The sequence below is a fragment of the Acidovorax sp. 69 genome (assembly GCF_002797445.1).
GTDB lineage: Bacteria > Pseudomonadota > Gammaproteobacteria > Burkholderiales > Burkholderiaceae_C > Acidovorax.
Window position 1 is genome coordinate 3,674,098 of sequence record NZ_PGEP01000001.1, and the last position, 25,442, is coordinate 3,699,539.

The 25,442-nt window shown below is 65.3% G+C and carries 30 protein-coding genes; 15 read left to right on the forward strand and 15 right to left on the reverse strand.

The genetic code is table 11. The features are described from left to right. Window positions 1-27: 27 nt before the first annotated feature. The gene (locus CLU85_RS16805; protein ID WP_232727958.1) at window positions 28-723 is read right to left on the reverse strand and encodes an HD-GYP domain-containing protein; all 696 of its coding nucleotides are present in this window, start codon (window positions 721-723) and stop codon (window positions 28-30) included. A gap of 77 nt (window positions 724-800) precedes the next feature. After that, window positions 801-1,172, reverse strand: coding sequence for a response regulator transcription factor (locus tag CLU85_RS16810; protein ID WP_100411263.1), 372 nt, complete (start codon window positions 1,170-1,172; stop codon window positions 801-803). 148 nt (window positions 1,173-1,320) lie between these two features. Here CLU85_RS16810 and CLU85_RS16815 point away from each other — a divergent pair, with 148 nt between their 5' ends. The 3 genes from CLU85_RS16815 to CLU85_RS16825 all read left to right on the forward strand — a co-directional run bounded on the left by CLU85_RS16815 (window position 1,321) and on the right by CLU85_RS16825 (window position 3,682). Next, window positions 1,321-2,001: a response regulator gene (locus CLU85_RS16815; RefSeq protein WP_100411264.1), complete on the forward strand. Its 681-nt coding sequence runs from the start codon at window positions 1,321-1,323 to the stop codon at window positions 1,999-2,001. Further along, a complete protein-coding gene (locus tag CLU85_RS16820) occupies window positions 1,998-2,735 on the forward strand; it encodes a response regulator (RefSeq protein WP_100411265.1) in 738 nt (245 codons plus the stop codon). The genes CLU85_RS16815 and CLU85_RS16820 overlap by 4 nt, the downstream gene beginning before the upstream one ends. Window positions 2,736-2,995: 260 nt before the next feature. Continuing rightward, entirely contained in the window at window positions 2,996-3,682 is a 687-nt protein-coding gene (locus CLU85_RS16825; RefSeq protein ID WP_198509212.1) for a glutathione S-transferase family protein, read from the forward strand. 69 nt (window positions 3,683-3,751) lie between these two features. Here the strand turns inward: CLU85_RS16825 and CLU85_RS16830 are convergent, their stop codons facing one another. The 7 genes from CLU85_RS16830 to CLU85_RS16860 form a co-directional block, all read right to left on the reverse strand. Next, on the reverse strand, window positions 3,752-4,825 hold the full coding sequence (locus CLU85_RS16830; RefSeq protein WP_100412606.1) for an XdhC family protein: 1,074 nt from the start codon (window positions 4,823-4,825) through the stop codon (window positions 3,752-3,754). A gap of 29 nt (window positions 4,826-4,854) precedes the next feature. After that, window positions 4,855-5,487: a CoxG family protein gene (locus tag CLU85_RS16835; protein WP_100411267.1), complete on the reverse strand. Its 633-nt coding sequence runs from the start codon at window positions 5,485-5,487 to the stop codon at window positions 4,855-4,857. Window positions 5,488-5,586: 99 nt separating this feature from the next. Next, the gene (locus CLU85_RS16840) at window positions 5,587-6,834 is read right to left on the reverse strand and encodes a VWA domain-containing protein (protein ID WP_198509213.1); all 1,248 of its coding nucleotides are present in this window, start codon (window positions 6,832-6,834) and stop codon (window positions 5,587-5,589) included. Continuing rightward, window positions 6,821-7,747, reverse strand: a complete 927-nt coding sequence (locus CLU85_RS16845) for a MoxR family ATPase (protein WP_100411268.1) — start codon at window positions 7,745-7,747, stop codon at window positions 6,821-6,823. The genes CLU85_RS16840 and CLU85_RS16845 overlap by 14 nt, the downstream gene beginning before the upstream one ends. Before the next feature lie 108 nt (window positions 7,748-7,855). Continuing rightward, a complete protein-coding gene (locus CLU85_RS16850; protein ID WP_100411269.1) occupies window positions 7,856-8,647 on the reverse strand; it encodes a xanthine dehydrogenase family protein subunit M in 792 nt (263 codons plus the stop codon). A 13-nt stretch (window positions 8,648-8,660) separates the two neighbouring features. After that, complete coding sequence (locus tag CLU85_RS16855) at window positions 8,661-11,048, reverse strand: xanthine dehydrogenase family protein molybdopterin-binding subunit (protein ID WP_100411270.1); 2,388 nt, start codon at window positions 11,046-11,048, stop codon at window positions 8,661-8,663. Window positions 11,049-11,062: 14 nt separating this feature from the next. After that, a complete protein-coding gene (locus tag CLU85_RS16860) occupies window positions 11,063-11,533 on the reverse strand; it encodes a (2Fe-2S)-binding protein (RefSeq protein ID WP_100411271.1) in 471 nt (156 codons plus the stop codon). Between the two features lie 220 nt (window positions 11,534-11,753). Here CLU85_RS16860 and CLU85_RS16865 point away from each other — a divergent pair, with 220 nt between their 5' ends. Further along, window positions 11,754-12,905, forward strand: coding sequence for a helix-turn-helix domain-containing protein (locus tag CLU85_RS16865; RefSeq protein ID WP_100411272.1), 1,152 nt, complete (start codon window positions 11,754-11,756; stop codon window positions 12,903-12,905). Between the two features lie 127 nt (window positions 12,906-13,032). Here the strand turns inward: CLU85_RS16865 and CLU85_RS16870 are convergent, their stop codons facing one another. Further along, complete coding sequence (locus CLU85_RS16870; protein WP_100411273.1) at window positions 13,033-13,845, reverse strand: TOBE domain-containing protein; 813 nt, start codon at window positions 13,843-13,845, stop codon at window positions 13,033-13,035. A 28-nt stretch (window positions 13,846-13,873) separates the two neighbouring features. Continuing rightward, entirely contained in the window at window positions 13,874-14,317 is a 444-nt protein-coding gene (locus CLU85_RS16875) for a helix-turn-helix domain-containing protein (protein WP_100411274.1), read from the reverse strand. A gap of 82 nt (window positions 14,318-14,399) precedes the next feature. Here CLU85_RS16875 and CLU85_RS16880 point away from each other — a divergent pair, with 82 nt between their 5' ends. The 3 genes from CLU85_RS16880 to CLU85_RS16890 are packed head-to-tail and all read left to right on the forward strand — an operon-like array spanning window position 14,400 to window position 15,765. Further along, on the forward strand, window positions 14,400-14,897 hold the full coding sequence (locus CLU85_RS16880; RefSeq protein WP_100411275.1) for a DUF2938 domain-containing protein: 498 nt from the start codon (window positions 14,400-14,402) through the stop codon (window positions 14,895-14,897). Between the two features lie 44 nt (window positions 14,898-14,941). After that, window positions 14,942-15,541, forward strand: a complete 600-nt coding sequence (locus tag CLU85_RS16885; RefSeq protein ID WP_100411276.1) for a flavodoxin family protein — start codon at window positions 14,942-14,944, stop codon at window positions 15,539-15,541. Further along, on the forward strand, window positions 15,538-15,765 hold the full coding sequence (locus CLU85_RS16890; RefSeq protein WP_100411277.1) for a DUF2798 domain-containing protein: 228 nt from the start codon (window positions 15,538-15,540) through the stop codon (window positions 15,763-15,765). Before CLU85_RS16885 ends, CLU85_RS16890 begins: the two co-directional genes overlap by 4 nt. Window positions 15,766-15,789: 24 nt before the next feature. Here CLU85_RS16890 and arsB read toward each other — a convergent pair whose 3' ends face one another. Genes arsB through CLU85_RS16910 form a run of 4 tightly spaced genes read right to left on the reverse strand, consistent with a single transcriptional unit; the run spans window position 15,790 to window position 18,229 of the window. Continuing rightward, window positions 15,790-16,809 carry an ACR3 family arsenite efflux transporter gene (gene arsB / locus CLU85_RS16895; RefSeq protein ID WP_100411278.1) on the reverse strand — a complete coding sequence of 340 codons (1,020 nt, stop codon included), beginning with the start codon at window positions 16,807-16,809 and terminating at the stop codon, window positions 15,790-15,792. Between the two features lie 56 nt (window positions 16,810-16,865). After that, window positions 16,866-17,372, reverse strand: coding sequence for an arsenate reductase ArsC (locus tag CLU85_RS16900; RefSeq protein WP_100411279.1), 507 nt, complete (start codon window positions 17,370-17,372; stop codon window positions 16,866-16,868). A gap of 9 nt (window positions 17,373-17,381) precedes the next feature. Then, window positions 17,382-17,879, reverse strand: coding sequence for an ArsI/CadI family heavy metal resistance metalloenzyme (locus CLU85_RS16905; protein WP_100411280.1), 498 nt, complete (start codon window positions 17,877-17,879; stop codon window positions 17,382-17,384). Continuing rightward, complete coding sequence (locus CLU85_RS16910) at window positions 17,876-18,229, reverse strand: helix-turn-helix transcriptional regulator (protein ID WP_100411281.1); 354 nt, start codon at window positions 18,227-18,229, stop codon at window positions 17,876-17,878. Before CLU85_RS16910 ends, CLU85_RS16905 begins: the two co-directional genes overlap by 4 nt. Window positions 18,230-18,380: 151 nt before the next feature. On the opposite strand from CLU85_RS16910, the gene modA reads away from it, so the two are divergent. The 8 genes from modA (at window position 18,381) to CLU85_RS16950 (ending at window position 25,420) form a co-directional block, all read left to right on the forward strand. Continuing rightward, entirely contained in the window at window positions 18,381-19,142 is a 762-nt protein-coding gene (gene modA, locus CLU85_RS16915; RefSeq protein ID WP_100411282.1) for a molybdate ABC transporter substrate-binding protein, read from the forward strand. Between the two features lie 35 nt (window positions 19,143-19,177). Next, the gene (gene modB, locus CLU85_RS16920; protein WP_100411283.1) at window positions 19,178-19,861 is read left to right on the forward strand and encodes a molybdate ABC transporter permease subunit; all 684 of its coding nucleotides are present in this window, start codon (window positions 19,178-19,180) and stop codon (window positions 19,859-19,861) included. A gap of 1 nt (window position 19,862) precedes the next feature. Next, window positions 19,863-20,960 carry a molybdenum ABC transporter ATP-binding protein gene (modC, locus tag CLU85_RS16925; RefSeq protein ID WP_100411284.1) on the forward strand — a complete coding sequence of 366 codons (1,098 nt, stop codon included), beginning with the start codon at window positions 19,863-19,865 and terminating at the stop codon, window positions 20,958-20,960. A 218-nt stretch (window positions 20,961-21,178) separates the two neighbouring features. Beyond that, on the forward strand, window positions 21,179-22,303 hold the full coding sequence (locus CLU85_RS16930; RefSeq protein ID WP_100411285.1) for a saccharopine dehydrogenase NADP-binding domain-containing protein: 1,125 nt from the start codon (window positions 21,179-21,181) through the stop codon (window positions 22,301-22,303). 4 nt (window positions 22,304-22,307) lie between these two features. Further along, window positions 22,308-22,832: a hypothetical protein gene (locus tag CLU85_RS16935; RefSeq protein ID WP_100411286.1), complete on the forward strand. Its 525-nt coding sequence runs from the start codon at window positions 22,308-22,310 to the stop codon at window positions 22,830-22,832. After that, window positions 22,829-23,221 carry a DoxX-like family protein gene (locus CLU85_RS16940; RefSeq protein WP_100411287.1) on the forward strand — a complete coding sequence of 131 codons (393 nt, stop codon included), beginning with the start codon at window positions 22,829-22,831 and terminating at the stop codon, window positions 23,219-23,221. Before CLU85_RS16935 ends, CLU85_RS16940 begins: the two co-directional genes overlap by 4 nt. Next, window positions 23,218-23,694 (forward strand): DUF2269 domain-containing protein, encoded by a 477-nt coding sequence (locus tag CLU85_RS16945; protein ID WP_100411288.1) that lies wholly within the window; start codon window positions 23,218-23,220, stop codon window positions 23,692-23,694. The genes CLU85_RS16940 and CLU85_RS16945 overlap by 4 nt, the downstream gene beginning before the upstream one ends. Window positions 23,695-23,722: 28 nt before the next feature. Continuing rightward, complete coding sequence (locus CLU85_RS16950) at window positions 23,723-25,420, forward strand: AarF/ABC1/UbiB kinase family protein (protein ID WP_100411289.1); 1,698 nt, start codon at window positions 23,723-23,725, stop codon at window positions 25,418-25,420. Window positions 25,421-25,442: the final 22 nt, after the last annotated feature.

A 25,442-nucleotide genomic window follows, 5' to 3' on the forward strand; every position in this document is an offset into this window, starting at 1 on the left:
GTCACCAGGTTCTGTTGTCTGCAAGACTTACGGCGAATCAATCAGCGCGTCGAAAGATGGGCACTCTTGCGTGATCTTGCATCGCAATGCGTTGATTTCCTCGGCCCGCGCGAGAAAAGCATCCACCACCACGGGATCAAAAGCGCGCCCACGCTCAGCGGCCAACATCTCCAGGGCCACCTCTACGCTGAAAGCTGGGCGATAGACGCGGTCCATGGTCAACGCATCAAAAAAATCCACCACCGCCGTGATGCGGCCTGCCAGCGGTATCGCGTCACCCACCAGCCCGTGGGGATACCCTTTACCGTCATAACGCTCATGGTGCGTCAACGCTACTTCGGCAGCCATGCGAAACACAGGAATCTGGGCCCGACCCAGAATCTCTGCGCCCATGGCGGCATGGCAATTCATGATCTGGCGCTCTTCGGGGTTCAGCGGGCCGGGCTTTTTCAACACATTGTCCGGTGTACCGATCTTGCCAATGTCATGCATGGGTGCCGCCTTGCGCAGCATGCGTGCGTAGCCTGTGGTTTGCCCCAGCGCCATTGCCAGGGCCTCCGCCAGATACCCGATACGAACGATGTGCACCCCCGTGTCGTCGTCTTTCAGATCCGCTGCCGCCGACAACTGCAACAACGCAGCATGGTGCGCCCGCGTCACTTCGCGCAGGGCTTCGTTGCGCTCGCGGTACATGCGACCGAAGTCGCGCACAAACCGTTCCATCTGGGCTGAGGCGGCCTCGTCAAAGCACCGCTCACCATCATCTGCGGGCCGCTCAAGATTGGGCGCAAAGGCCCCACTCACAAAGCAGACTCCATGCGGTAGATGGTTTCAAGCACCTGCAGGGTGCTGAAAGGTTTCATGAGGTAGTCATCGGCCCCGGCCGCCATGCCCGCCTCCTTGTCCACGGCCTGCACGCGCGCGGTCAACATGATCACCTTGGTGTGCAGCATTCCCGGATCAGACTTGATGCGGCGGCACACATCCAGCCCATTGAGGGTGCCGGGCATCATCACATCCAGCAGCACGATGTCAGGGCAAAGCTCGCGCGCCAAGGCCCAGCCCGCATCTCCGGTGGCGGCTTCATGGATCTCGAAGTCATCGAACTCCAGCGTCATCCTGAGCAGCTTGCGGATATCCATGTGGTCTTCGACGATCAGGATCTTTTTCATGGCGAGAGGTCTTTCCAGGGCATTGGGAGCAATTGGGAGCGCTAAACACCACATCGAGTGATTTTTCCGCGATTGATTCGATCATATCAATCATATTTATCAAATACAAGATGCAATCAAAGAAAAATAAGTCCAAAATGCGCGATCTATGCAATCTGACAAATATCCAACGGGGCTTCAGGTGCCTGACCACTACACCACGCTTGAAGTCGCCAAGATGCTGGGCATGGCCGTTCGCTCGGTCCAGCTGATGGTGGACCGCAACGAACTGGAGGCATGGAAGACCCCGGGCGGACACCGGCGGATATCACGGACCTCCGTAGAGCGCTGGATCAGCGCCCACGGCCCTGCAGGTGCAGATACCCCTGGCACGTCCTCCACGGGTGCGGGCACGGCACCCGCCAGCCGCCCCCCGGCAGCCGCCGCCAAGACATCTGCGCGCGCCCAGCAGATCCTGCTGATCGAAGACTCGATCCATTTCCAGAATCTGGTCGGCCTTATTGTTCAGCAGCACTTCCCTGGCGCGGCACTGCATGTGGCCAACGACGGCATTACGGGATTGGCCATGTACGGCCAGATCCAGCCCGATGTGCTGATCGTCGACATCCTGTTGCCCGGCATCGACGGCGCCACGCTGATCACCACGTTGCGCTCGCACGCACAGTTCGCACGCAGCCACCTCATCGTGGTCACGTCGCTGGATGAGCAGCAGCGTGAGCCCTACGCGTTTGCCCTGCAAGGGGTAAAGGTCATCCACAAACCCCGGCTGGTCGCAGAGCTGCCCGCTGCACTGGCCACCTGCATTCCGCCAGCCAGGGTGCTGGCATGAACCTGCCCAGGGTTTTGCTGGTGGAGGACGACGCGTCCATCGCACGCTTCGTGCAGATGGCATTGGAGGAGTTGCCCATCGAACTGGTAACTTGCTCCAACGTCCCCGATGCTATGCAGGCCCTGCGGGACAGTTGCACTCAGCTCATCATCACCGACCTCATGCTGCCCGGCGAATCGGGAATCGACCTTGTGCAAAGGCTGCTTCATGAACCCGGCTTGGGCCGCAGTATTCCCGTTGCGGTGTTCAGCGCTGGCCTGACGCCCGCAGTGCGCGATCAGCTCAACGCCATGAAAGTGTGGCGGATGTTGTCCAAACCGGCTTCTGTGGCGGAGCTGGAGGACTGTGTCCGCGATGCTCTGGCGCTCAAGCCAGACGAGGTGGAGGGCCGCCCCCCCGGCGACACACTTGCCGCGGAGACAGACGCCAGCACCGCCGAAGCACAAGCCATTGCCACCCACTTTGCAGGCGACGAATTCCTGTTCAAAGCCTACCGCGCCAGTTGCCTGCAACAGTTCCCTGTCGATGTGCGGCAAGGAGATGTGGCCTGTACCGCGCAGGACTGGGCGGCCCTGCGGCGCCTGGCGCACAGTCTGGTCACCGTATTGCTGACGCTGGGCTACCCCACCGAAAGCGTGCGTGCGCGCCAGCTTGAGAACGCAGCCGCCAACCTCACGGCCAGCCAGTGTGCGGAGCACTGGGGCATGCTGCGGGCCTTTCTGACCAGGCTCTGAATCCCGCTCACGCCAGGGCTCTGGGCCTTGTGTGGGTACCGGTACCACCAACCCGCTCGCGGCCAACACCGCTTTGCGAGACCTGCTGCCGATTGCCTTGCCCCGCCCATTGCAGACCCACGCCATGGCACTATGTCCAATCAACGCAGCATCGAGCCGCGTTGCGGTGCCCACCCCGGGCGCTGCGCGACCAAGAACGCATTGATGATGATCTCGCTGGGGGCCTCAGGCCATCGCCTGCAGGTTCTAAGATGGCGCACATGATCACCCTCCACCACCTTGAAACCTCGCGCTCGCAGCGCATTCTCTGGCTGCTTGAAGAGCTTGGCATCCCCTACGAACTCAAGATCTACCGGCGGGACAAAGCCACCAAGCTGGCACCTCCAGAGCTGAAAAAGATCCACCCCCTCGGCAAATCACCTGTGATCACCGATGGCGATGAGGTGATTGCCGAATCGGGCGCAATCATCGAGTATCTGGTGGAAACCTACGGCTCCCAGGCCCCTGGCGACCTGGCCCACCTGCAGCCGACGCTGCGCACGCCCGAGCACCGCCAGTGCCGCTTCTGGATGCACTACGCCGAGGGTTCACTGATGAACTGGCTGGTGATGAAGCTCGTGTTCATGACCATTCCCACCCAGCCCATGCCATTTTTTGTAAAGCCTATCGCACGGGCACTGTGTGGCACGGTGCAGAAAAAGCTCGTCGACCCCAATGTGGACAGCGCACTGGCGTTCATCGAGACACATCTGGCCACCCACCGCTGGTTTGCGGGCGAGCACCTGACCATGGCCGACTTCCAGATGAGTTTTGCCGTAGAGGCCCTGTTGTCGCGCGCCAATGACGCCAGCGGCAGCCCGCACTTGCAGGCCTACAAACAGCGCATGGAAGCGCGTCCGGCCTACCAGCGGGGCGTTGCCAAGGGTGGCCCGGTGGTCATCCGCTGAGTGCAGGCCGCCGAAGCCACCGCCTGCGGCGGCACCTGATAGCGCCCCAACCTGCCAACCGTGGACGCGCTAACGCACGCCGCACACCAGAGCCCCGGGCTCGTTGTGCACCAGCTCCCGATCGTTCTTGGCCTGGGCCACCTCCACGTCGCGAGGCAGGGTCACGCCATTTTTGACCGCCAGAATTTCGGCCATCACGCTCACAGCGATCTCAGGCGGCGTCTTGCTGCCGATGTAGATGCCAATGGGCCCGCGCAGCCGCGCAAGCGTCTGCGGCGTCTGGTCGAAGTGCTCGATCATGCGGGCCCGGCGCGCCTCGTTGTTGCGGCGCGAGCCGATACCGCCCACATAAAACGCCTCTGTGCCGAGAGCCTCCAGCAAGGCCAGGTCGTCAAGCTTGGGGTCATGCGTCAAGGCCACCACACAGGTTCTACGATCCGGCTTGAAGGCGAGCACCACATCGTCCGGCATGTCGCTCACCACCGTGGCGCCCGGCACGCTCCAGCTACCCCGGTATTCCTCGCGGGGGTCGCACACGGTCACGGCAAAGCCGTTGAACAAGGCCATGGTGGCCAGGTACTCCGTGAGCTGCCCGGCGCCGATGAGCAGCATGCGGTATTCCGGTCCAAAGGTGTTAGTCAATTGCAGCGCATCCACCGCCAGGTCTTCGGGTGCGGTGGCGGGTGTCAGAGCCACAAATCCATCCGCCAGGCGCACGGTGCGCTGCATCAGGCGCCCCGCACCGAGCTGAGCAATCAGCTCCGCCAGCAGCACCGGGTCGGAGTCGTATTCAAGCAACAATTCCAGCGTGCCACCACAGGGCAGGCCAAAACGGTGGGCCTCGTCAGCACTGATGCCGTATTTGACAAACGCGGGGGGACCACTGGGGATGCGATGCTCGCCAACGCCCGTGGCCACACCCGTTTGGGCATAGGCACGGGTGTGGCGGTCGATCAGGTCATCTTCAATACACCCACCCGACACCGACCCCACCACCGAGCCGTCTTCGCACAGCGCCATGATCGAGCCGACAGGCCGAGGTGACGAGCCCCAGGTGCGCACCACCGTGGCCAGCAGCGCACGGCGCCCGGCAGCACGCCAGCCGTGCAGCGTGCGCAACACCACAACATCCAAATTTTCCATGGCTGACATCCTCTGTTTCCTGGCCTTGCCTATCCCCGATTGAACCACCAGGCCAGGAATACGAGGGCCACCACACCAACACCCCACGCCCAAGCGGGGATACCGGCGCCCTGCGGGGCCGTGGCGGTACCGTCAACCCCTCCAGGCAGAGTGACCGCGTCCGCACCGGTGGTATCGGCCGCAGGGAGTTCCGGGCGGGGGTGGCGGCGTTGCATCTCGTTGTCAAAGCGCTTGAAGAAATCCTCGGCCATCGTCTTGGCGGCACCGTCGATCAGGCGCTGGCCCAGCTGCGCGATCTTGCCGCCCACGGAGGCGTGCACGGTGTAGTGCAGCTCGCAGCTGGCCTGCCCCGCAGCATCAGCGGGCAACGGCACCAGCTTGACCTGGGCATTGCCCTTGCCAAAGCCCGCGACACCACCCGAACCATCGAAGGCGATGTTGTAGCTCTCGGGCGCAACGATGTCCGACAGCGTGATCTTGCCCGCAAACTTGGCCGACACAGGCCCGATCTTGAGCGCCATGGCCACCGCGTACTGGTTGTCGGCGGTGGGATCGACCTTGTCACAGCCGGGAATACACAGCTTGAGCACCTCGGGATCATTGAGTGCCTCCCAGGCCTGCTGCTGGCTGACGGCAAGGGTGCGGCTGGCTTGCATTTCCATGGTGTGTCCTCTCGGGGGTTCAGATGGTGGTGATGTCGTGGGAGTTCAATCGGTCGGGTGCCTTGCGCGGCTTTGGGTCCGCCTGCATCGACCACGCCGTCATTGCCGCAGCACGCTGGCCAGGCCCGCGGCCAGGTCCTGCAAATGGCCCAGGTTGTGCACGGCCAACATGCCATGGGCCTGGCGGTGCAGTTGCGTCGCACCCCGCGCCGTGGGCAGATAGCCTTCAAAACGCAGCAATGGGTTGAGCCACAACAGGCGACCACCGTGGCGGCGCAGCCAGCCCAGCTCCTGCGCCAGTACCTCGGGTGCGCCCGTGTCCAGCCCATCGCTGATCAGCAGCACCAGCGTGCGCCGCCCGACCAGGCGCCTGGCGTGGGCCAGGCGCAACTGGGCCAGGCTGTCACCCATGCGGGTGCCACCAGCAAAGTCGGCGATCGCGTGGCTGGCCGCCTCGAGCATGGCGTCGGTGTCAGCAAGGCGAAACGCCGGGGTCAGGTCGGTCAAGCCCGTGCCAAAGGCAAACACATCGCGGCGCACCGCAGTACCAGTGTGACGCGGTGCCGTGGCAGCGTGCAAAAAGGCCAGCAGCAGCCGTGCATAGCGCTCCATCGAGCCCGACACGTCCACCAGCACCAGCAGCGGGAGAGGCTGCCGGCGCCGCTGCAGCAGCGGGATGTGCAGCACCTCGCCGCCGTTGCGCGCTGCATGGTGCATGGCACCGGGCCAGTGCGGACGATTGCCCCGCACACCCGGCCGGGTGCGGCGGGCCGCATAACGCGGCAGGGGCAAGGGCACCTCGCGCGCCAGGCGCTCCACCAGGATGTATTCGCTGGCCGAGAGCTGGTTGAAGTCGGCTTGCCGCAGGCGCTGCAGGTCGCTGGCCGTCATGGCGGCATCGAACTCGATCTTGTCCTCTTCACGCGCAGGTGGGGCGTTGCGCGCGGCACGCACGGGGGCCAGCGCCTCGCTCACACGCGGGCGGCGCTTGGCGGGCTCTGCCTTGGATTCGGCGCTGGGCAGCATCTGTGCGAGCAGTTTTTGCGCCACATTCGGGTTGCGAAAGTAAGCATCAAACAGCTCGCGGAACACCATGCGGTCTTGCTCACGGCTGACCAGCACGGCCTCCAGTGCGGCGCAAAAATCACCGCGCTGCAGGCCCACCAGCATCACAGCCTGCTGGGCCAGCGCCATGCGCGCGGCATCTACCCGCACACCGGCGCGGCGCAGCGTGCGGCCAAAGCCGCTCAGGTTGTCGGCCAGCTTGCCGGTGCGGGCATCGCCCAATTGGGAGATCGAAGAGATCGTCTTGCCCTCTGCCACGGCTGCGCCCTCAGGCATCGACATCAGCAGGCTGCAGCAGTTGTTCTGCCATATCGCGCGTGAGCGCCGCCACATCCTCGCGCTGCTTGAACAAGATGCCTGCGGTGTCGGACACGACTTCGGGGTCCACCACGATGGTGTCCAGCGCCACCAGCGCCTTGGCCCATTCCACGCTCTCGGCGATGCCCGGCGCGCGCTGGAAGGCGTTGGCAAACGGCTGGCTGCGCAGGCGGCCCACAAAGTCTGCTACCTGGGTGGCCAGCGCCGCACTCGCGCCCGGCACCTGGGCGCGCACGATGGCCAGTTCACGCTCGCGCTCAGGGTAGTCAAGCCAGTGGTAGAGGCAACGGCGCTTGACCGCGTCGTGCAGGTCGCGGGTGCGGTTGCTCGTGAGGATGGTGACCGGCGTGGCCGTGGCGCACACGGTGCCAATCTCGGGAATGCTCACCTGGTATTCGCCCAGGTATTCGAGCAAAAACGCTTCAAAGGGCTCGTCGGCCCGGTCCACTTCGTCAATCAACAACACCGCACCAGGCGCGGGGGCTTGCAGCGCCTGCAACAAGGGGCGACGGATGAGGAAACGGTCTTGGTACACCTCGCGCTCCACCTGCGCCATGTCGGCACTGCCTTGGCCCTCTGCCGCACGCATGTGCAGCAACTGGGCGGCGTAGTTCCATTCGTACAGTGCCTCGCGCTGCTCCAGGCCGTCGTAGCACTGCAGGCGGATCAGGCTGCGCGAGAGCACCTCGCCCAAGGCTTTGGCCAGCGCCGTCTTGCCCACGCCGGGCTCGCCCTCCAGCAGCAGCGGCCGCTGCAGCTTGAGCGCCAGGAACACCGCCGTGGCAAGGCGCCGGTCGGCAAAGTAGCCCACGTTTTGCAAGGCCAACACCAGGGCGTCGATGGAAACAGGAACCGGTGCGGCGATGGACGAATTCATTGCTACTCTATTTATAGCTACCAGTGCATATGAATCATGCGCCAGCGGCTGATTTCACTCAAAACCCCGCCACCTGGTGCCGTGCCGCGATGGTGGGTGTGCCCAAGTTCAGCCCAGCATCTGCGCTACAGCGCGTTGCGTCTGCACGCTGATGAGGTTGGCACGGTAGGCCGCGCTGGCGTGGATGTCGGAGTTCAGGTCACTCGCGTCAACCTTCACACTGGCGGCCGACTGCGGTGTGAAGCTCTGGTTCAGCGCCGCCTCCAGCCCCGCATGCCGAAACACGCTGGTGGCCGCGCCGGTGACGGCCACGCGCACGCCGCCATCGGTCTGCGCCACAAACACCCCCACCAGCGAGAAGCGCGATGCCGCCTGCTTGAACTTGAGGTACACCGCACGCTTGGGGATGGGGAAGCGGATCGCGGTGATGATCTCACCCTCCTCCAGCGCCGTGGTGTACATGCCGACAAAGAAGTCGTCGGCCTTAATCTCGCGCTGGTTGGTGATGACCGTGGCAGCGAGGCCCAGCACCGCACTGGGGTAGCAGGCGGCCGGGTCGTTGTTGGCCACCGAGCCACCCAGCGTGCCACGCGCGCGCACCTGGCGGTCGCCGATGTGGGCCGCCAGGTCGGCCAGCCCAGGGATCGCGGATTTCACATCGGCGCTGGCAGCGACATCGGCATGGCGCGTCATGGCCCCGATGACCAGCGCGTTGCCTTCACGGCGAATACCCGCCAGTTCGGCGATACCGTTCAGGTCGATGATCTTTTCGGGATTGGCCAGGCGCAGGCGCATGGAGGGCAGCAGGCTTTGCCCGCCAGCCAGCAGCTTGCCGCCCTGGGCGATCAACTGCGCGGCAGAGGCGGTAGAGGAAGGGGCCTCAAAGGTGAATGCATACATGGTGCGGATCTCCTCAAGCTTTGGCGTTTTGAATGGCTTCCCACACGCGGTGCGGCGATGCAGGCATGTCAAAGTCCTTCACGCCCAGCGGACGCAGCGCGTCCAGCACGGCGTTGATGACGGCAGGTGGCGAACCAATGGCCCCGGCTTCGCCACAGCCCTTGGTGCCCAGCGGGTTGTGGGTACAGGGCGTGCACACATGGCCCAGCTTGAACTCGGGGAAGTCATCGGCGCGCGGCATGGCGTAGTCCATGAAACTACCCGTGAGCAGCTGACCGGTCTCGCGGTCGTACACGCAGTTCTCCATCAGCGCCTGGCCAATGCCCTGCACCAGACCGCCATGCACCTGCCCTTCCACGATCATGGGGTTGATGATGGTGCCGAAGTCGTCCACCGCCGTGAACTTGTCCACCCGCGTGCTGCCCGTGGCGGGGTCGATTTCGACCTCGCAGATGTAGGTGCCGGCAGGGAAAGTGAAGTTGGTCGGGTCGTAAAACGCGGTTTCGTTCAGGCCCGGCTCCAGCACATCCAACGGGTAGTTGTGGGGCACATAGGCGGCCAAAGACACCTGGCCGAACGGGATCTTCTTGTCCGTGCCCTTCACGCTGAATTCGCCGTTGGCAAAGTCGATGTCGGCATCGCTCGCCTCCATCAGATGCGCAGCGATTTTCTTGGCCTTGGCCTCGATCTTGTCCAGCGCCTTCATGATGGCCGCACCGCCCACGCTGATGGAGCGCGAGCCGTAGGTGCCCATGCCAAAGGGCACGCGGCCCGTGTCGCCGTGCACGATGTCCACGTTCTCCACCGGGATGCCCAGGCGCGCCGCCACCACCTGCGCAAAGGTCGTCTCATGCCCCTGGCCGTGGCTGTGCGAGCCGGTGAACACCGTCACGCTGCCCGTGGGGTGCACACGCACCTCGCCGCATTCAAACAGGCCAGCGCGTGCGCCCAGGGCGCCTGCAATGTTGGACGGCGCGATGCCGCAGGCCTCGATGTAGCTGCTGTAGCCGATGCCGCGCTTGAGGCCCTTGGCCTCGCTGGCCGCCTTGCGCGCCGCAAAGCCCGCCACATCGGCCAACTGCTGTGCCTGCGTCATGCACGCGTGGTAGTCGCCAATGTCGTACTGCAGCGCCACAGGCGTCTGATAGGGCCAGCTGGTGATGAAGTTGCGCTTGCGGATCTCGTCCTGCGGCAGGTTCATCTCCCAGCCGCAGCGCGACACCAGGCGCTCCAGCAGGTAGGTGGCTTCGGGCCGGCCTGCGCCCCGGTAGGCATCGACGGGCGCCGTGTTGGTGAACCAGGAATCCACCTCCACATAAACCTGCGGCGTGGTGTACTGGCCCGCAAGCAGCGTGGCATACAGGATGGTGGGCACAGCGCTGGCAAAGGTGCTGAGATAGGCGCCCAGGTTGGCATGCGTGTGCACGCGCATGGCCAGGAACTTGCCGTCCTTGTCCATCGCCATTTCGGCGTGGCTGACATGGTCGCGGCCATGGGCGTCACTCACGAACGACTCGCTGCGGTCGGCCACCCACTTGATGTTGCGGTTGAGCTTTTTGGCGGCCCAGGTCAGGCACACATCTTCGGCATACAGATAGATCTTGGAGCCGAAACCGCCGCCCACGTCGGGGGCGATCACGCGCACCTTGTGCTCGGGCAGGCCCATCACAAACGCCGTCATGAGCAGGCGCTCGACGTGCGGGTTCTGGTTGCTCACGTACAGCGTGTACTCATCGTTGGCGCGGCTGTAGCTGCCAATGGCGGCCCGTGGCTCCATGGCGTTGGGAATGAGGCGGTTGTTGATCAGATCGAGCTGGGTGACATGAGCGGCGTTGGCAAACGCGGCATCCACTGCGCCCTTGTCGCCAATGGCCCATTTGAAGCAATGGTTGTCGGGCGCAATGTCGTGCAGTGCTGCGCCTGCCACCGCGCCCGAGGCGGCATCGGCCACATTGACCACGGCGGGCAACACGTCGTAATCCACCTCGACCAGCTCGGCCGCGTCACGCGCCTGTTGCAGCGTCTGGGCCACGACCATGGCCACATGGTCACCCACGTAGCGCACCTTGCCCTGGGCCAGGATGGGGTGTGGCGGCTCTTTCATGGGCTCACCATTGGTGCTGGTGATGAGCCAGCCGCAGGGCAGGCCATTGATGTTGTCGGCGGCGACATCAGCGCCCACAAACACGCCCAGCACGCCCGGTGCGGCCTTGGCGGCGCTGGTGTTGATGCTGTTGATGGCGGCGTGCGCGTGTGGCGAGCGCACAAACACGGCGTGGCTTTGTGCGGCCAGCACCACGTCGTCGGTGTACTGGCCCGCGCCGGTCAGGAAGCGGTAGTCCTCCTTGCGCTTGATGGATTCGCCGATATGCGGCAGCTTGGAAAAGTCGGATGCACCCATGGTCGTTCTCCTTTTTATGCCGATGCCATGGCTTTTTGGCCGACCTGCACCGCGCGCACGATGTTCTGGTAGCCCGTGCAGCGGCAGATATTGCCTTCGAGCAGCTCACGGATCTCGCCTTCGCTGGCGCCTGGATGGTTCTTGCACAGGTCCACCGCGCTCATCACCATGCCAGGGGTGCAGAAGCCGCACTGCAGGCCATGACACTCCTTGAACGCCGCCTGCATGGGGTGCATGGTGCCGTCCGGGGCGGCCATGCCTTCGATGGTGGTCACCTCGGCCCCTTGGGCCTGCACCGCCAGCATGGCGCAGGATTTGACGGCCCGGCCGTTCACATGCACGGTGCATGCGCCGCACTGGCTGGTGTCGCAGCCCACATGGGTGCCGGTGAGCGCGAGGTGCTCTCGCAGCGCGTGGACCAGCAGGGTGTTGGGAGGAACGTCAACACTGGCAGCGCGCCCGTTGACGGTGAACTGGACTTGCATCTGGCTGTCTCCTGGATAGGTTTTGGCTGGATAAGAACGTGTTCACGATCTCGCAGGGGCCCATGAATGCGTTCTTAACCCGCGCATCTTCTGCCGCGCCCCCGCCCCGATCCCTAGGGACAACCCTAGATTTCCAGCGGCCCCGGCTGGATATTCTCAAAATGAAACATGCTGCACTGCACACCAGAGCATCATGCGGACATCCAGGAGCCTGTTCCCCATGCTTTCCTCAGCGCCCAGCACCACCGCACACCGCCACGCGCTCATTGCGCAGGCCCGCCAGAGCTTGCTGGCGGGTGGCGCAGCGCCTGCGCACGCAGAGGTCGAGCCATGGATTGCACGGTCGTGGCAACGCTGCCTGACGCAGGGGCTCAACCCTGCGCAGCGTGTAGCGTTTGACGCCGTCAGCGCTCCGGCGCTGCGCCGCAGCCTGGAGGAGAACCACCCCCTGCTGCACGCGGCCCGCCCGGTGCTGGACCAACTCACCCGCGCCATCGCCGGCATGCGCTACTTCGCCATACTCACGGACGCACGTGGCATCGTGGTGAATGTGCAGGGCCCTTGCGACCGCAGTGACCCGCGCGCAAGTTCGATCGGCCGGGTGGGCATTGATCTCTCGGAGGCCGCCGTGGGCACCACTGCCATTGGCGCTGCACTGGCCGAACTGCAGCCCGTGTGGCTGCACCGGGGCGAACATTTTTTTGACGACAACAGCAGTTACAGCTGCGCAGGTGCCCCGCTGTTCGACCCCCATGGCCAGTGCGTGGGCATGCTGGACCTGACCGGCATTGACGTGCCCGAACGGCCCGAGCTGCGCCACCTTGTGGCGCGCTCGGCCCGCGCCATGGAAGATGCCCTGTTGCTGCAACGACCCCATGCACTGCTGCTTCGCTTGAACTGGCCCGGCTGCACGCTGGGCGGCGAGGGGGATGGCCTGCTGGCGCTGGACGGCGATGGTGTGGTGATGGGCGCCAACAGCATGGCACGCCAGCTGGTGCCCCAGCCCCTGCGCATGCCTGGCACACCCACCCATTGCAGTGACCTGCTGGCCATGCCCTGGACCATGCTGTTCGATGCGGCACGGCGGCACCCGGCGCAACCGCTGGATTTACCTCTGTGGTCAGGTCTGCGTCTGCAGGCCCTGGCACAACTGCGAGATCTCACCCGCAGCAGTGCCAGTGGCCCGGCAACCGCAGTGGCGCACGCCACGCCATCGGCGCCTTCGGTGGCAGCCCCGCTGCGCGAGGCCGAAACCGCTCTGATCCGCCGAGCCGTACAGGACGCCCGTGGCAACGTGGCTGAAGCCGCCCGTGCGCTGGGCATCAGCCGCGCCACGGTGTATCGAAAGCTGGGCGCACCCAAGGGGCCGTGAGCACCCCCACCAGGCCAGCGCCCGGTGGGCCGCTACACCAAACCCCTCAAAATTTGAATGAAATTGGGCTGTAGCGCTTATGAATCATGCGCCAAATGCTATTAAATAAGTAGCATTAAAACGAACATCAGATCTCGGCCAGTGCCAGCACCACTGCGTTTTCCTCCACCCTCAGCACAACCGGGCTGCCAGCACGCAAGCCACTGTCGGGTGCCGCAAAGCCCACCATCTGCAGACCGCCCGCCAGCTCGGCAGACACCTCGTCACCCGAACCGCCCCGCACCACTCGCGTCGCCCGGGCATCCAGAAGGTGGGTGCCGGAAGGCACACCCACCGTGGCTTCAGTGGCCAAGGCCACGCGCCCGCGGCGCTCCACCGACACTGCAGTGGCCTTGCACAGCGCCTGCACGGCCAGCCCCGGCTGCAGCCCCAGCAGCTCGGCACTTTCGCGGGTGATGCGCGACGCCAGCGCCACTGGCCCATCGCCCGCCCCCCGGCCATCCAACCCCAGCAAAAGGTGCACGCGCACGATCTGCCCCTGCACCGAGAGCCGCTCCACCACACAGGGCAACTGGTTGCGCATGCTGGTGCGCACGGCCAGCCGCGCCAGTGCAGGCCCCGCATGGGGCGTGGCCTGCCAGCACGAGAGCACAGCGCCGCGCGCCTGCGCCATCGCACTGGCCGCCGCCAGCAACTGCTGCCCCGCCTCGGTCAACTGGGCCCCGCCGCCCCCTGCCCCGCCCACCGCGCGGGCCACCAGTGGCGTGCCCGCCAGGTTGGTCAGCGTGTCCACTGCCTGCCACGCGGCCTTGTAGCTCACGCCCACGGCACGCGCAGCCTGCGAGATGGAGCCACAGGCGCCAATCTGGCGCAGGATGTCGATGCGTTTGTCGGTCAGGGCATGGCCCAGCGCGTCGCTGAGAGAGGGAGAAGCAGGCATGCGTCGATGATGCCTGAGCGGCCCCTCTTCACGCACCGGTGCGGCGCAGTCCGGCCACAGGCTTCACCCGGTTTTGCTTGTGCTCCAGCGCCCCGGCGGCAGCGGCCTTGAGCAGCCGCTGGAACGAAGGGCATTGCGCGTGGCTCTCGGCCGGGCAGGCCGCCGCATGCCGCAGTCCGTTGCTCATGGCTTTGAGGCGCTTGACCATGGCGTCCAGCTCGTCGGCCTTGGCCGAGAGCAGTTGCCGATCAATGTTCGGCTCGCCACTGGCCAGAAACATGGAACGGATGTCGTCGAGCGAAAGCCCCGCCGATTGTCCCAGCGCAATCAGCGCCAACTGGTCCAGCACGCCGGGGGCAAAACGGCGACGCTCACCCGGTGCGCCCACAGAGTGCACCAGTCCCTTTTCTTCGTAATACCGCAGCGTCGAGGCCCGCAGGCCCGAGCGGCGGGCGACTTCGGCAATGTCCATCAAAAATCCCTTGACCTCAAGTTGACTTGAACTTCTATATTCCTTCCAAAACGTTCTTTCGTCAACTTTTCGAGGTGCTTTGATGACACTCCCACTGCAAGACATTCCCCTCGCACTCCTGATCGGCATGGGTGCCACCGCTGTCATGGACGCCTGGCTGTTGCTGCTCCGGCGCCTGGGTGTTGCGACGCTCAACTTCTCCCTGATCGGCCGCTGGGTGGGCCACCTGTTCAAGGGCCAGCTCACCCACACAGCCATTGCCAAGGCGGCGCCCGTCCGGGGCGAGGTGGCCTGGGGTTGGTTCACGCACTACGCCGTGGGAGTGGCTTTTGCCGCCGTGCTGGTCGGCATCCAGGGCGCAGCCTGGGTCCACCACCCCACCCTGCTGCCTGCGCTGGCCATGGGCGTCTGCACGGTGGCGGCGCCACTGCTGGTGATGCAGCCCGCCATGGGCTCGGGGTTCGCTGCATCGCGCACACCCACACCGCTCAAGAACTGCTTGCGCAGCCTGGCCAACCACACGGTCTTTGGCCTGGGCCTGTACCTCTCCGCGCAGGTCGTCGCACTGATTTCACGATGACCTCTGTTTGCACCTCCCGAAATCACCACACTGGAATCGACACCATGAAAACCATCGCCATCGTTTATCACAGCGCCCACGGGCACACCGCACACATCGCCCGCCATGTCCTGGAGGGCACCCAGAGCCTCCCCGGCATTCAAACCGATCTGCTGCAGGCCGAAGACCTGGCCCGAACGCCCGATGATCTGCTGCACTACGACGGTGTCATCCTCGGCTCTCCCACCTACCTGGGCGGGGTGTCCGGCCCGTTCAAGACCTTCATGGATGCCACCGGCCGCTTGTGGAAGACTCAGCAGCTCAAGAATGTGCTCGCTGCAGGTTTCACCGTTTCGTCGCTGCCCGCGGGTGACAAGCAGTCCACGCTGGTATCCATGTTCGTGTTTGCCATGCAGCACGGCATGGTGTGGGTGGGCAACCCCATCCTTCCCGAACAGCACGCCGGGGTGCCGTACGACGAGGCCGCCAATCGGCTGGGCTCCTGGTCGGGCCTGATGGCGCAGGCAGGCCATGGTGCGGCAGCCGATGCCTTTGTGCCCGGCGATACCAAGACCGCCCGCATGTTCGGGCAGCATTTCGCCGAGACGCTGCAGCGCCTGGGCGGTGTGGCTGCGCACCAGCCCGGCGAGGAGGTCACCGCATGATCCCCGCCCGCTATGGCCCTGTGCTGTTCAGCCTGATCCTGTCGGGAGTGATGTCGCTGCTGGTGTCAGGCATCTCCACCTTTCGCGCTGTGCAGCCCCAGCAGGATTGGGTGAGCCTCTGGGCGGGTGCCTGGCTCACGGGGTGGCTGGTCGCGTTCCCGGCGGTGATGCTGGCGGCCCCGTTGGCCCGCAAGGTGGTGGCACGGCTCACCACCAAGGGCTGATCTGGCTTTGCCCCACCGCGCCAATCACGCCCGCTCGTACCAGCCCTTGCTGCGGTTGACGATGTGCACCACCAACAGCATCACCGGCACCTCGATCAGCACCCCCACCACCGTGGCCAGCGCGGCGCCCGAATGAAAGCCGAACAGGCTGATGGCGGCCGCCACCGCCAGCTCGAAAAAGTTGGAGGCGCCGATCAGTGCCGACGGGCAGGCGACGTTGTGCTTCTCGCCCACCGCGCGGTTGAGCCAGTACGCCAGCCCGGCATTGAAGAACACCTGGATCAGGATGGGCACGGCCAGCAAGGCAATCACCAGCGGCTGTTGCAGGATGGCCTCGCCCTGAAACGCAAACAGCAACACCAGTGTGGCCAGCAGCGCCGTGATGGACCAGGGGCCCATGCGCGCCATGACGGCCTCAAACACCGCCATGCCCTTGGTCAGCAACGACCGGCGCAGCCACTGGGCCAGCACCACCGGGATCACAATGTAGAGCACCACCGAGGTCAGCAAGGTGTCCCAGGGCACGGTGATGGCCGAGATGCCCAGCAAAAACGCCACCAGCGGGGCAAACGCAATCACCATGATGCTGTCGTTCAGCGCCACCTGCGACAGCGTGAACAACGGGTCGCCGCCGGTGAGGCGGCTCCACACAAACACCATGGCCGTGCACGGCGCCGCCGCCAGCAGGATGAGGCCAGCGATGTAGCTGTCGAGCTGGTCCGCCGGCAGATACGGCGCAAACCATTGGCGAATGAACAGCCAGCCCAGAAACGCCATGGAGAACGGCTTGACCAGCCAGTTCACCACCAGCGTCACGCCGATGCCCTTGGCGTGTTTGCGCACTTCACCCAGCGCACCAAAATCCACCTTCACCAGCATGGGGACGACCATCACCCAAATCAGCAACCCGACGGGCAGGTTGACCTGTGCGATCTCCATGCGGCCCACGGCCTGGAAGGCCCTGGGGAACAACTGTCCCAGCGCAATGCCGACCACGATGCACAAAAACACCCACACCGTGAGGTAGCGCTCGAACATGCTCATGGGGGCGGGTATCGGTGCGCCCGGCGTTTGCTGCGCCGGCGCCTCGCAGTGCGCACTCATGGCGCCACGGCGTGCCGGGCCAGCTCACGGGCCGAGCCTTGCAGCAGGGTCTTTTCGAGCTTGTCCGCAGGCAAGTTGATGAGCAGCTCCAGCCGCTGATGAATGGCGTGCAGCGTTTTGCGAAAGGCCTCGCGTTTTTCGTCTTCCGACGCATCACCCTCGGACGGATCGGCATAACCCCAGTGCGCCGTGGCCGGATGACCCGGCCAAATCGGGCACACCTCGCCCGCTGCGTTGTCGCAGACGGTGATGATGAGATCCATCGCAGGCGCACCGGGGGCCGCAAACTCGTCCCAGCCCTTGCTGCGCAGGCCTTCGGTGGCAATCCCCGCAGCCCGCAGCACCTGCAGGCCCAGGGGGTGGGGTTGCTGGTTGGCGCGTGGGCTGCTCCCTGCGGAATAGGCCTTGAAGCGGCCGGGGGCCATGTCGTTGAGCAACGCCTCTGCCAGGATGCTGCGGGCAGAGTTGTGGGTGCAGAGGAACAGGACGTTCAGCGTGTTCATGGGCAGCCCTCAGCAGCAGGTGGCTTTGGTGGGGGCGGCCGTTGCGGGGCCACAGCACGCGGGCCGGGCCACTGCGGGGGCAGACTCTGCGGCAGGGGCACAGCAGGCGCCCGCTGCAGCAGGCTGGCTGGCCTCATTGAAGACGGGGATGTCGCCCAGCGTGTGGAAATGCTCCCACGCAATGCCCTGCGGGTCGGTCACCCAATGCTTTTCGCTGCGCGCATAGCAACAGGTGGTGCTGCCTTCATCCAGCAGCGCCATGTCGGCAGCCTCTGCACGGGCCTTCAAAGTGGCCAGTTCGCCTGCGTCGTCGGTCTGCATGCCGAAGTGGTCCAGCCCCGGCTTGGCGCCCCGGGTGGAAATTGCGAAGTTGATGCGCGGGTCTTCCAGCATCCACTTGGCGTAGTCGGTCTCGACACGGGCAGGCTGGGCGTCAAACAGCTTGGAATAGAAAGCGATGCTCTGGGCCAGGTCTTCGACATGCACATGGGCGTGGAAACGTTTCATAAGGGTTCTCCTTCAACAAGGGGTTCACAGTGGCAGGACGACGCCGCTTCAGAAGGCGCACACGCGGCCCCCTGGCAGCAGTTTTCGGTGAGGTAGCCCAAAAGCGCGTTCATGGTGTCGAACGCAGCGCGGTAGATCAGGTTGCGGCCCTGCCGCTCCTGGCTGATGAGCCCCGCATGGGTCAGCTCCTTCAAATGGAACGACAAGGTGTTGGCAGCAACCTCCAGCTGCGTAGACAAATCCCCCGGGGTCAGCCCGGCAGGGCCAGCCACCACCAGGGCGCGAAAGACCCGCAGGCGAACCTCCTGAGCCAAAGCAGCGAGGGCACGGACAACATCGATTTCTTGCATACATTTATAATACAACGATTATTGAATTATTGGAATAACCATCACGGACAAACTTCAGCGGCGCATGGCCCCCTTTGAAAGCGCACCCTTTTTCCTCGGGCATATACTTTCGCTATTCCATCAATGAATAGCGCTTCAACGCTCCGATGCCATGTTCTACCGCCGAGCCTTTCTGCACCTCACCCTCATCGGCCTGGGTTTCGCCACGGCACATGCGGCCCATGCCGACCAGGTTTCGGTGGCGGTGGCCGCCAACTTCACGGCGCCCATGCAGAAGATCGCGGCCGCGTTTGAGGCCGATACCGGCCACAAGGCAGAACTCGCCTCTGGCGCTACGGGCAAGTTTTATGCGCAGATCACCAACGGGGCGCCGTTTCAGATCCTGCTGGCAGCAGACGACACCACGCCCGCCAAGCTCGAGCGCGAGGGCAAGGCCGTACCCCAGAAGCGCTTCACCTACGCCGTGGGCACTTTGGTGCTGTGGAGCGCTCAGCCCAGCTATGTGGATGGCAACGGCGATGTGCTCAAAAAGGGCGACTTCAAGCACCTGGCCATTGCCAACCCCAAGCTCGCGCCGTACGGCGCTGCGGCCGTGCAGGTGATGGACAAGCTGGGTGTATCGACCGCGCTGCAGCCGCGCCTGGTACAGGGCGAGAACATTGCGCAAACCTTCCAATTTGTGTCCACCGGCAATGCGCAACTGGGGTTTGTGGCGCTGTCGCAGGTGATGACCAACGGAAAGATCAGCAGCGGCTCGGCCTGGCAGGTGCCTGCCAACCTGCACGACCCCATCCGCCAGGACGCCGCGCTGCTCAACCCTGGCAAGGACAGCGCCGCTGCCGCCGCGCTGCTGGCTTACCTGCGCGGCGACAAGGCCCGCGCCATCATTCAGTCCTACGGCTATAGTTTCTGATCGCCTTCGGGCCCTCCGACCTCCTCCCCATCTTCATGCCCTTCTCCAGCGCCGACCTGGCGGCCATTGGCCTCACCCTGCGGCTGGCGGGCACCACCATGCTGCTGCTGTTGGTGCTGTGCACACCGCTGGCCTGGTGGCTGGCACACACCCCATCGCGCTGGCGCGGGCCAGTGTCGGCACTGGTAGCGCTGCCGCTGGTACTGCCCCCCACCGTGATCGGTTTTTATCTGCTGGTCACGATGGGCCCGCACGGGCCCCTGGGGCAGTTCACCCAATGGCTGGGCCTGGGCACCCTGCCCTTCACCTTCTGGGGCCTGGTACTGGGTTCCCTCATTTATTCACTGCCTTTTGCCGTGCAACCGCTGCAGCACGCGTTTGAGGCCATCGGCCATCGCCCGCTGGAAGCGGCGGCCACGCTGGGCGCCGGGCCGATGGACCGGTTTTTCACCGTGGCGCTGCCCCTGGCGCGACCAGGCTTCATCACTGCCGCCATCCTGAGCTTTGCGCACACCGTGGGCGAGTTTGGTGTGGTGCTCATGCTGGGAGGCAACATCCCCGGGGTGACGCGCGTGGTGTCAGTGCAGATCTATGACCATGTCGAGGCCCTCGAATACACCCAGGCCCACTGGCTGGCGGGGGGCATGGTGCTGTTTTCGTTTGTGGTGTTGCTGGGGCTGAACCTCACCCGCCGCAAGGCCACCTCGATGGTGCAGTGACATGGCGGCACATCCACCCTCCACACAGATCACGGCGCAACTCACGGTGGCGCACCCCGGCTTCACGCTGGACGTGAACCTGCAACTGCCCGGGCACGGCGTGACCGCCCTCTTCGGCCCCTCAGGCTGTGGCAAGACCACCTGCCTGCGCGCCATTGCCGGGCTGGAGCGCGCAAAGCCGGGACATGTGGTGGTCAACGGCGAGGTGTGGCAGGACGATGCGCAACAAATTTGGCGCACCACCCACGAGCGCGGCCTGGGCTACGTGTTCCAGGAGGCCAGCCTGTTCGACCATCTGAGCGTGCGCGGCAACATTGACTACGGCCTTCAGCGCACGCCCGCCACACGCCGCAAGGTGGCGCTGGAACAGGCGGTGGAGCTGCTGGGCATCGCCCACCTGATGGACCGCAAACCCCAGGCGCTGTCGGGCGGCGAACGCCAGCGCGTGGCCATGGCGCGCGCACTGGCCACCAGCCCGCGCCTGCTGCTGATGGACGAACCGCTGGCCGCACTGGATGCGCAGCGCAAGGCCGAGGTGCTGCCTTACCTGGAACGGCTCCATCGCACGCTCGACATCCCCATGCTGTATGTGAGCCACGCCATCGACGAAGTGGCCCGGCTGGCCGGGCACATGGTGCTGATGCGCGAAGGCCGTATGCTGGCCCAAGGTCCCACTGACGAACTGATCGTGCGACTGGACCTGCCACTGGCCCATGGCGATGCGGCCGCCACGGTGATTACAGGCACGGTGCTGCGCCACGATGCGCACGACCACATCACCACCGTGGGGTTCCATGGGGGCCAACTGCTGCTGGTAAGCCCCACACCCCGCGCCCCCGGCGAGCCACTGCGCCTGCGCGTGCAGGCGCGCGACGTGAGCCTGGCTCTCGCTGCCCCCCATGACACGAGCATTCTCAACGTCCTGCCCGCCACCGTGGTGGCACTGGCAGAAGACAGCCCGGGCCAGCTGATGGTGGCCCTGGATGCAGGCGCCACGCGGCTGCTGGCGCGAGTCACCCAGCGGTCGGCCCAGGCGCTGAGGTTGACCCCCGGCCAACCCCTGTTTGCGCAGGTCAAGGGCATCGCCATCGTGAACTGAAACCACGCCTGGCACCCATCCCATCGATCGTATGATCGTTCGCACAAGCGAAAGGGGAGGACATGGTTTCAATCTGGCGGGCGATGGGCAGCAGACGGCCTGCACAGGCGATGACCGATGGCCGTACGGACATCTTGATGGACGGGTCCGCTTTGCCGCCGTTGCTACCCTTGCCGGCCCTGCTGGCGTCTTGCCACTGGCAGCGCGGGACCTGAACCATGGCAGCACTCACCACCCTGGTCCTGGGCGGCTACGGCAACTTCGGCGCACGCATCTGCAAAGCGCTGGCGGGTGATCCCGCCACGCACCATGGCATCCGAGTGCTGGTCGCTGGCCGCGACGCATTGCGCGCCCAGGCCCTGGCAAACACCCTGGGCCACGGCGCACAGGGCGTGGCCTTGGACCACCAGACCCCTGGTCTGGCAGCCACGTTGCGGCAATGGGGCGTTGGTCTTGTCATCCACACAGCGGGGCCGTTCCAGGCCCAGGCATACAACGTAGCCCAGGCCGCCGCCGAGGCAGGCGCACACTACATCGACCTGGCCGACGGCCGCCGCTTTGTGTGCGACTTTCCCGCTTCAATGCAGGCTGCGTTTGCCGCTGCAGGGCGCACCGCCATTGCCGGAGCCAGCACCGTGCCGGCATTGTCTTCGGCCGTCATCGACCACCTGTGCGCGGGCTGGCAGCACATCGATCGCATTGACACCTGCATCGCCCCCGCGCAGCGGGCGCCTCGGGGCCAGGCCACGCTGGCGGCAGTGCTGAGCTACTGCGGCCTGCCCATCGACGTATGGGAGGGCGGCCGCTGGCAGCCGCAACGCGGCTGGGCCCACCCCACGCCGGTGCGGTTTCACCGGCTGCGGCCGCGCCTGGGGGCTGTCTGCGACATTCCGGACCTGGAGATTTTCCCGGCCCGCTACCAGGCACGCGACCGCGTCACTTTCCGTGCCGCTCTGGAGGTGGGCCTGGCGCAGAGAGCCTTTGCCACCCTGGCGGCGCTGCGCTCTTGGGGCGTGCTGCCCCATCCCGAAAAGCTGGCCTGGCTGATGCACCACGCGGGCGGCGCGCTGGACTTTCTGGGCACACCACTGGGCGGCATGGTGGTGCGGGTGGCAGGCACCGATGCCCAGGGCCAGCCCCGCCGCCGCGCCTGGCACATCGCTGCCGACCACGACCATGGCCCCGAAATCCCCTGCATGGCGGCGATCCTGCTGGCCCGCCAACTGGCGGCCGGGCAGGCGCTGCCAATGGGCGCACACACCAGCACCAGCCTGCTGCCGCTGGCGGCCTTTGCGCCCGAGTTTGCGAGGTGGGGCATGGTGACCGATGTGGTGGAGGAATGAAGCGATGGCCCACCAAAAAATGATCTTCTCCATGCCAGCGCGGGCAGACATTGTTTTTGACGCATTCCACTACCACGAGTGGCGATGCCAGTGGGATTCGCTGGTGCGCCGTACCAGCGTAGAAAGCGGCGCGCCTTGCCCCAGCGTGGGCGCCATCACCGAGAACCTGGGTGCGGGCCCGTTGCGGGCGCTGTCCATGCGCACGCAGTTCGTCAGCTACGACCGCCCTGTGATCGCGGCCGCTGCCATGGTTGACCGTTCGTTTCCCTTCACCCAATGGGCCGCCTCCATGCGCCACCAGGAGCAGGGCCCCGACCAATCCCTACTGATCTACACCTACACCTTCCAGGTGGGCCCGGCCGCCTTTAGGGCTGTTCTGGAGCCCTTGGTGGACTGGATCTTTGTCCGAAAGACGCGCCAGCGGTTCCTGCGCCTGGCGCAGTTTTTGACGATCCGCGCTGCGGACATTGCAGACTGGCAACAGGCGCAAGGGGCAGATCCTTCCGGCGCGCGCAAGGTCGGTCCATGAACCGCTCGTCTGCGAATCTCCTGCGCAACAGCCTTGTGGTCGTCTGGCTGGCTACTGCCTGGGTCAGCGTGTGGGAACTCCACGGCCAAAGCCGCGAACTGCTGGCCGGCCTGCCACCCGCTTGGACCGAAGGCCATGCTTCGTGGCTTCCCACCGCCATCATCCTGGGCGGTGCGGTTGCCGACGCCGTCCTGGGGCTGTGGCTGGCACTTCACCCTGGCCGCAAGGCGTATGGGGCAGCACTGCTGCTGATGGCCGCCATGACACTGCTGGCGACATTCATCGATCCCGCCTGGTGGCTACACCCTCTGGGGCCGCTGACCAAGAACCTGCCGATTGCGGCCATCCTGCTGGTGCTGCTGCAAGAAGAAACTTCCGCGCCACCATGAACCTGTACCTCACCCTGAAGTGGGTCCACATCCTTTCCAGCGTGCTGCTGGTGGGCACCGGGCTGGGCTCGGCGTTCTACATGTTCTTTACCAACCGCAGCGGCAATGTGCAGGCACAGGCGGTGGTCAGCCGCCTGGTGGTGCGGGCGGACTGGTGGTTCACCACCCCCACGGTCTTCATTCAGCCCGCCACCGGACTGGCCATGGCCACTATGGCAGGCATACCCTGGAGCACACCCTGGCTGGCCCTGTCCGTGGCGCTGTACCTTGTGGCCGGAGCCTGCTGGCTGCCCGTGGTGTGGCTGCAACTTCGCATGCGCGACATGGCGGCGCAGGCGGCGCACAGCCACGGCGCACTGCCCCCGCTCTACTGGCGCTGTGCGCGCTGGTGGGAGGCGCTGGGCTACCCGGCTTTTGTGGCGATGGCCATCGTGTTCTACCTGATGGTGAACAAACCCGCCCTGCCGTTCTGAGCCACACCCTGCCGACTATCATCGTCCCATGCTGATCGAGACCCTGGACACCGCGCGCGACCTGGGGCGCCTGAAGGAAATCCTGGGCGTGATGGTGCGCCATGGGTTTGGCGACACCGTGCGCCGACTGGGCCTGGCCGACCGTCTGGAGCGCGCGGGCCAGGCCCTGAACTGGACCCACGCCGCCGACCTGGCCCGCATCGAGCCGCCCGTGCAGGTGCGCCTGGCGCTCGAAGAGCTGGGCCCGGCGTTTGTGAAGTTCGGCCAAATCCTTGCGGGCCGGGCCGATTTGTTTGGCCCCCAATGGATCGCCGAGTTTGAAAAACTGCACAGCCACGTGCCCGCTGTGCCCCTCGATGCCCTGCGCCTGCAACTGCGTGAGGACCTGGGTGCCGAACCCGAAGATGTCTTTGCCTGGTTCGACACCGCACCGCTGGCGGCTGCATCCATCGCCCAGGTGCACCGCGCCCGGCTGCAGGACGGCACCGAGGTGGTCGTCAAGATACGTCGCCCCGGTATTGCAGACACCATCGACGCCGACCTGCGCCTGCTGCAGCGGCTGGCGGCGCTGGCCGAGGCCGAGCTGCCCGTGCTCAAACCTTACCGCCCCCAACAACTGGTGCGGGAATTTGCACGCTCGCTGCGCCGCGAGCTGGACCTGGCGGGCGAATGCCGCCAGGCCGAGCGCATTGCCACCAACATGGCCGCGCTGCCCCACATCGTGATCCCTCGCGTGCACTGGGCCTACACGCGCGAGCGCATCAATGTGCAGGATTTCATCGACGGCACACCCGGCGGCGCCCTGGCCGCACTGACGCCCGAGGCAGGATATGACCGCACCGTGCTGGCGCAGCGGGGCGCGCAGGCGGTGCTGCAGATGATCGTCAAGGACGGCGTTTTCCACGCCGACCCGCACCCGGGCAATGTGTTCTACCTGCCGGGCAACCGCATTGCGTTCATCGACTTTGGCATGGTGGGCCGCCTGTCGCAGCGCCGGCGCGATGAGCTGCTGCAACTGCTGCTGGGCCTGGTGGAACACCAGCCCCAGGCGGTAGGCGATGTGCTGCTGGACTGGACGGGGAACGAGCAAGGCGTGAACCTCGGCCAACTCGAAACCGAGATCGAGGCCTTTGTGGACCAGTACCACGGTGTTCCGCTGGCGCAGCTGAGCCTGGGGCAGATGCTGGCCGACGTGACGACCATCCTGCGCGAGCACCACCTGGGCTTGCCGTCCGACTTGGCGCTGCTCATCAAGGCCTTCATCTCGCTCGAAGGCATGGGCCGCAATCTCGACCCAGAGTTTCATATGGCGACCGAGGCCCTGCCGCTGCTCAAGCAGGTGGTGCGTGAGCGCTACCAGCCCAAAGCGCTGGCCGGGCGAGCCTTGAGCACCTTGCGGCGCGCGTTGGCTACCGTGGAGCAGTTGCCGGACGACTTGGGGCGGTTACTGCGCAACGCGCGGCGCGGGCACCTGCAGGTGGGCATTGAGCTGGCCCACCTCAAACGTGTGGGCGACCAGATCGACCGGTCGGCCAACCGGCTCGCCATGGCGCTGGTGATTGCCGCGCTGATCATCGGCTCGTCCATCGTGATGACCGTCAAGGGCGGGCCTACGCTGTTCGGCCTGCCAGCGTTTGGCTTCCTGGGGTTCTTCGGTGCGGTGGTGTGTGGCCTGTGGCTGGTGCGGGCCATCTGGCGCAGCTCTCACCATCGGGACGACGATTGACTTCGTGGGTCACACCGCCCCC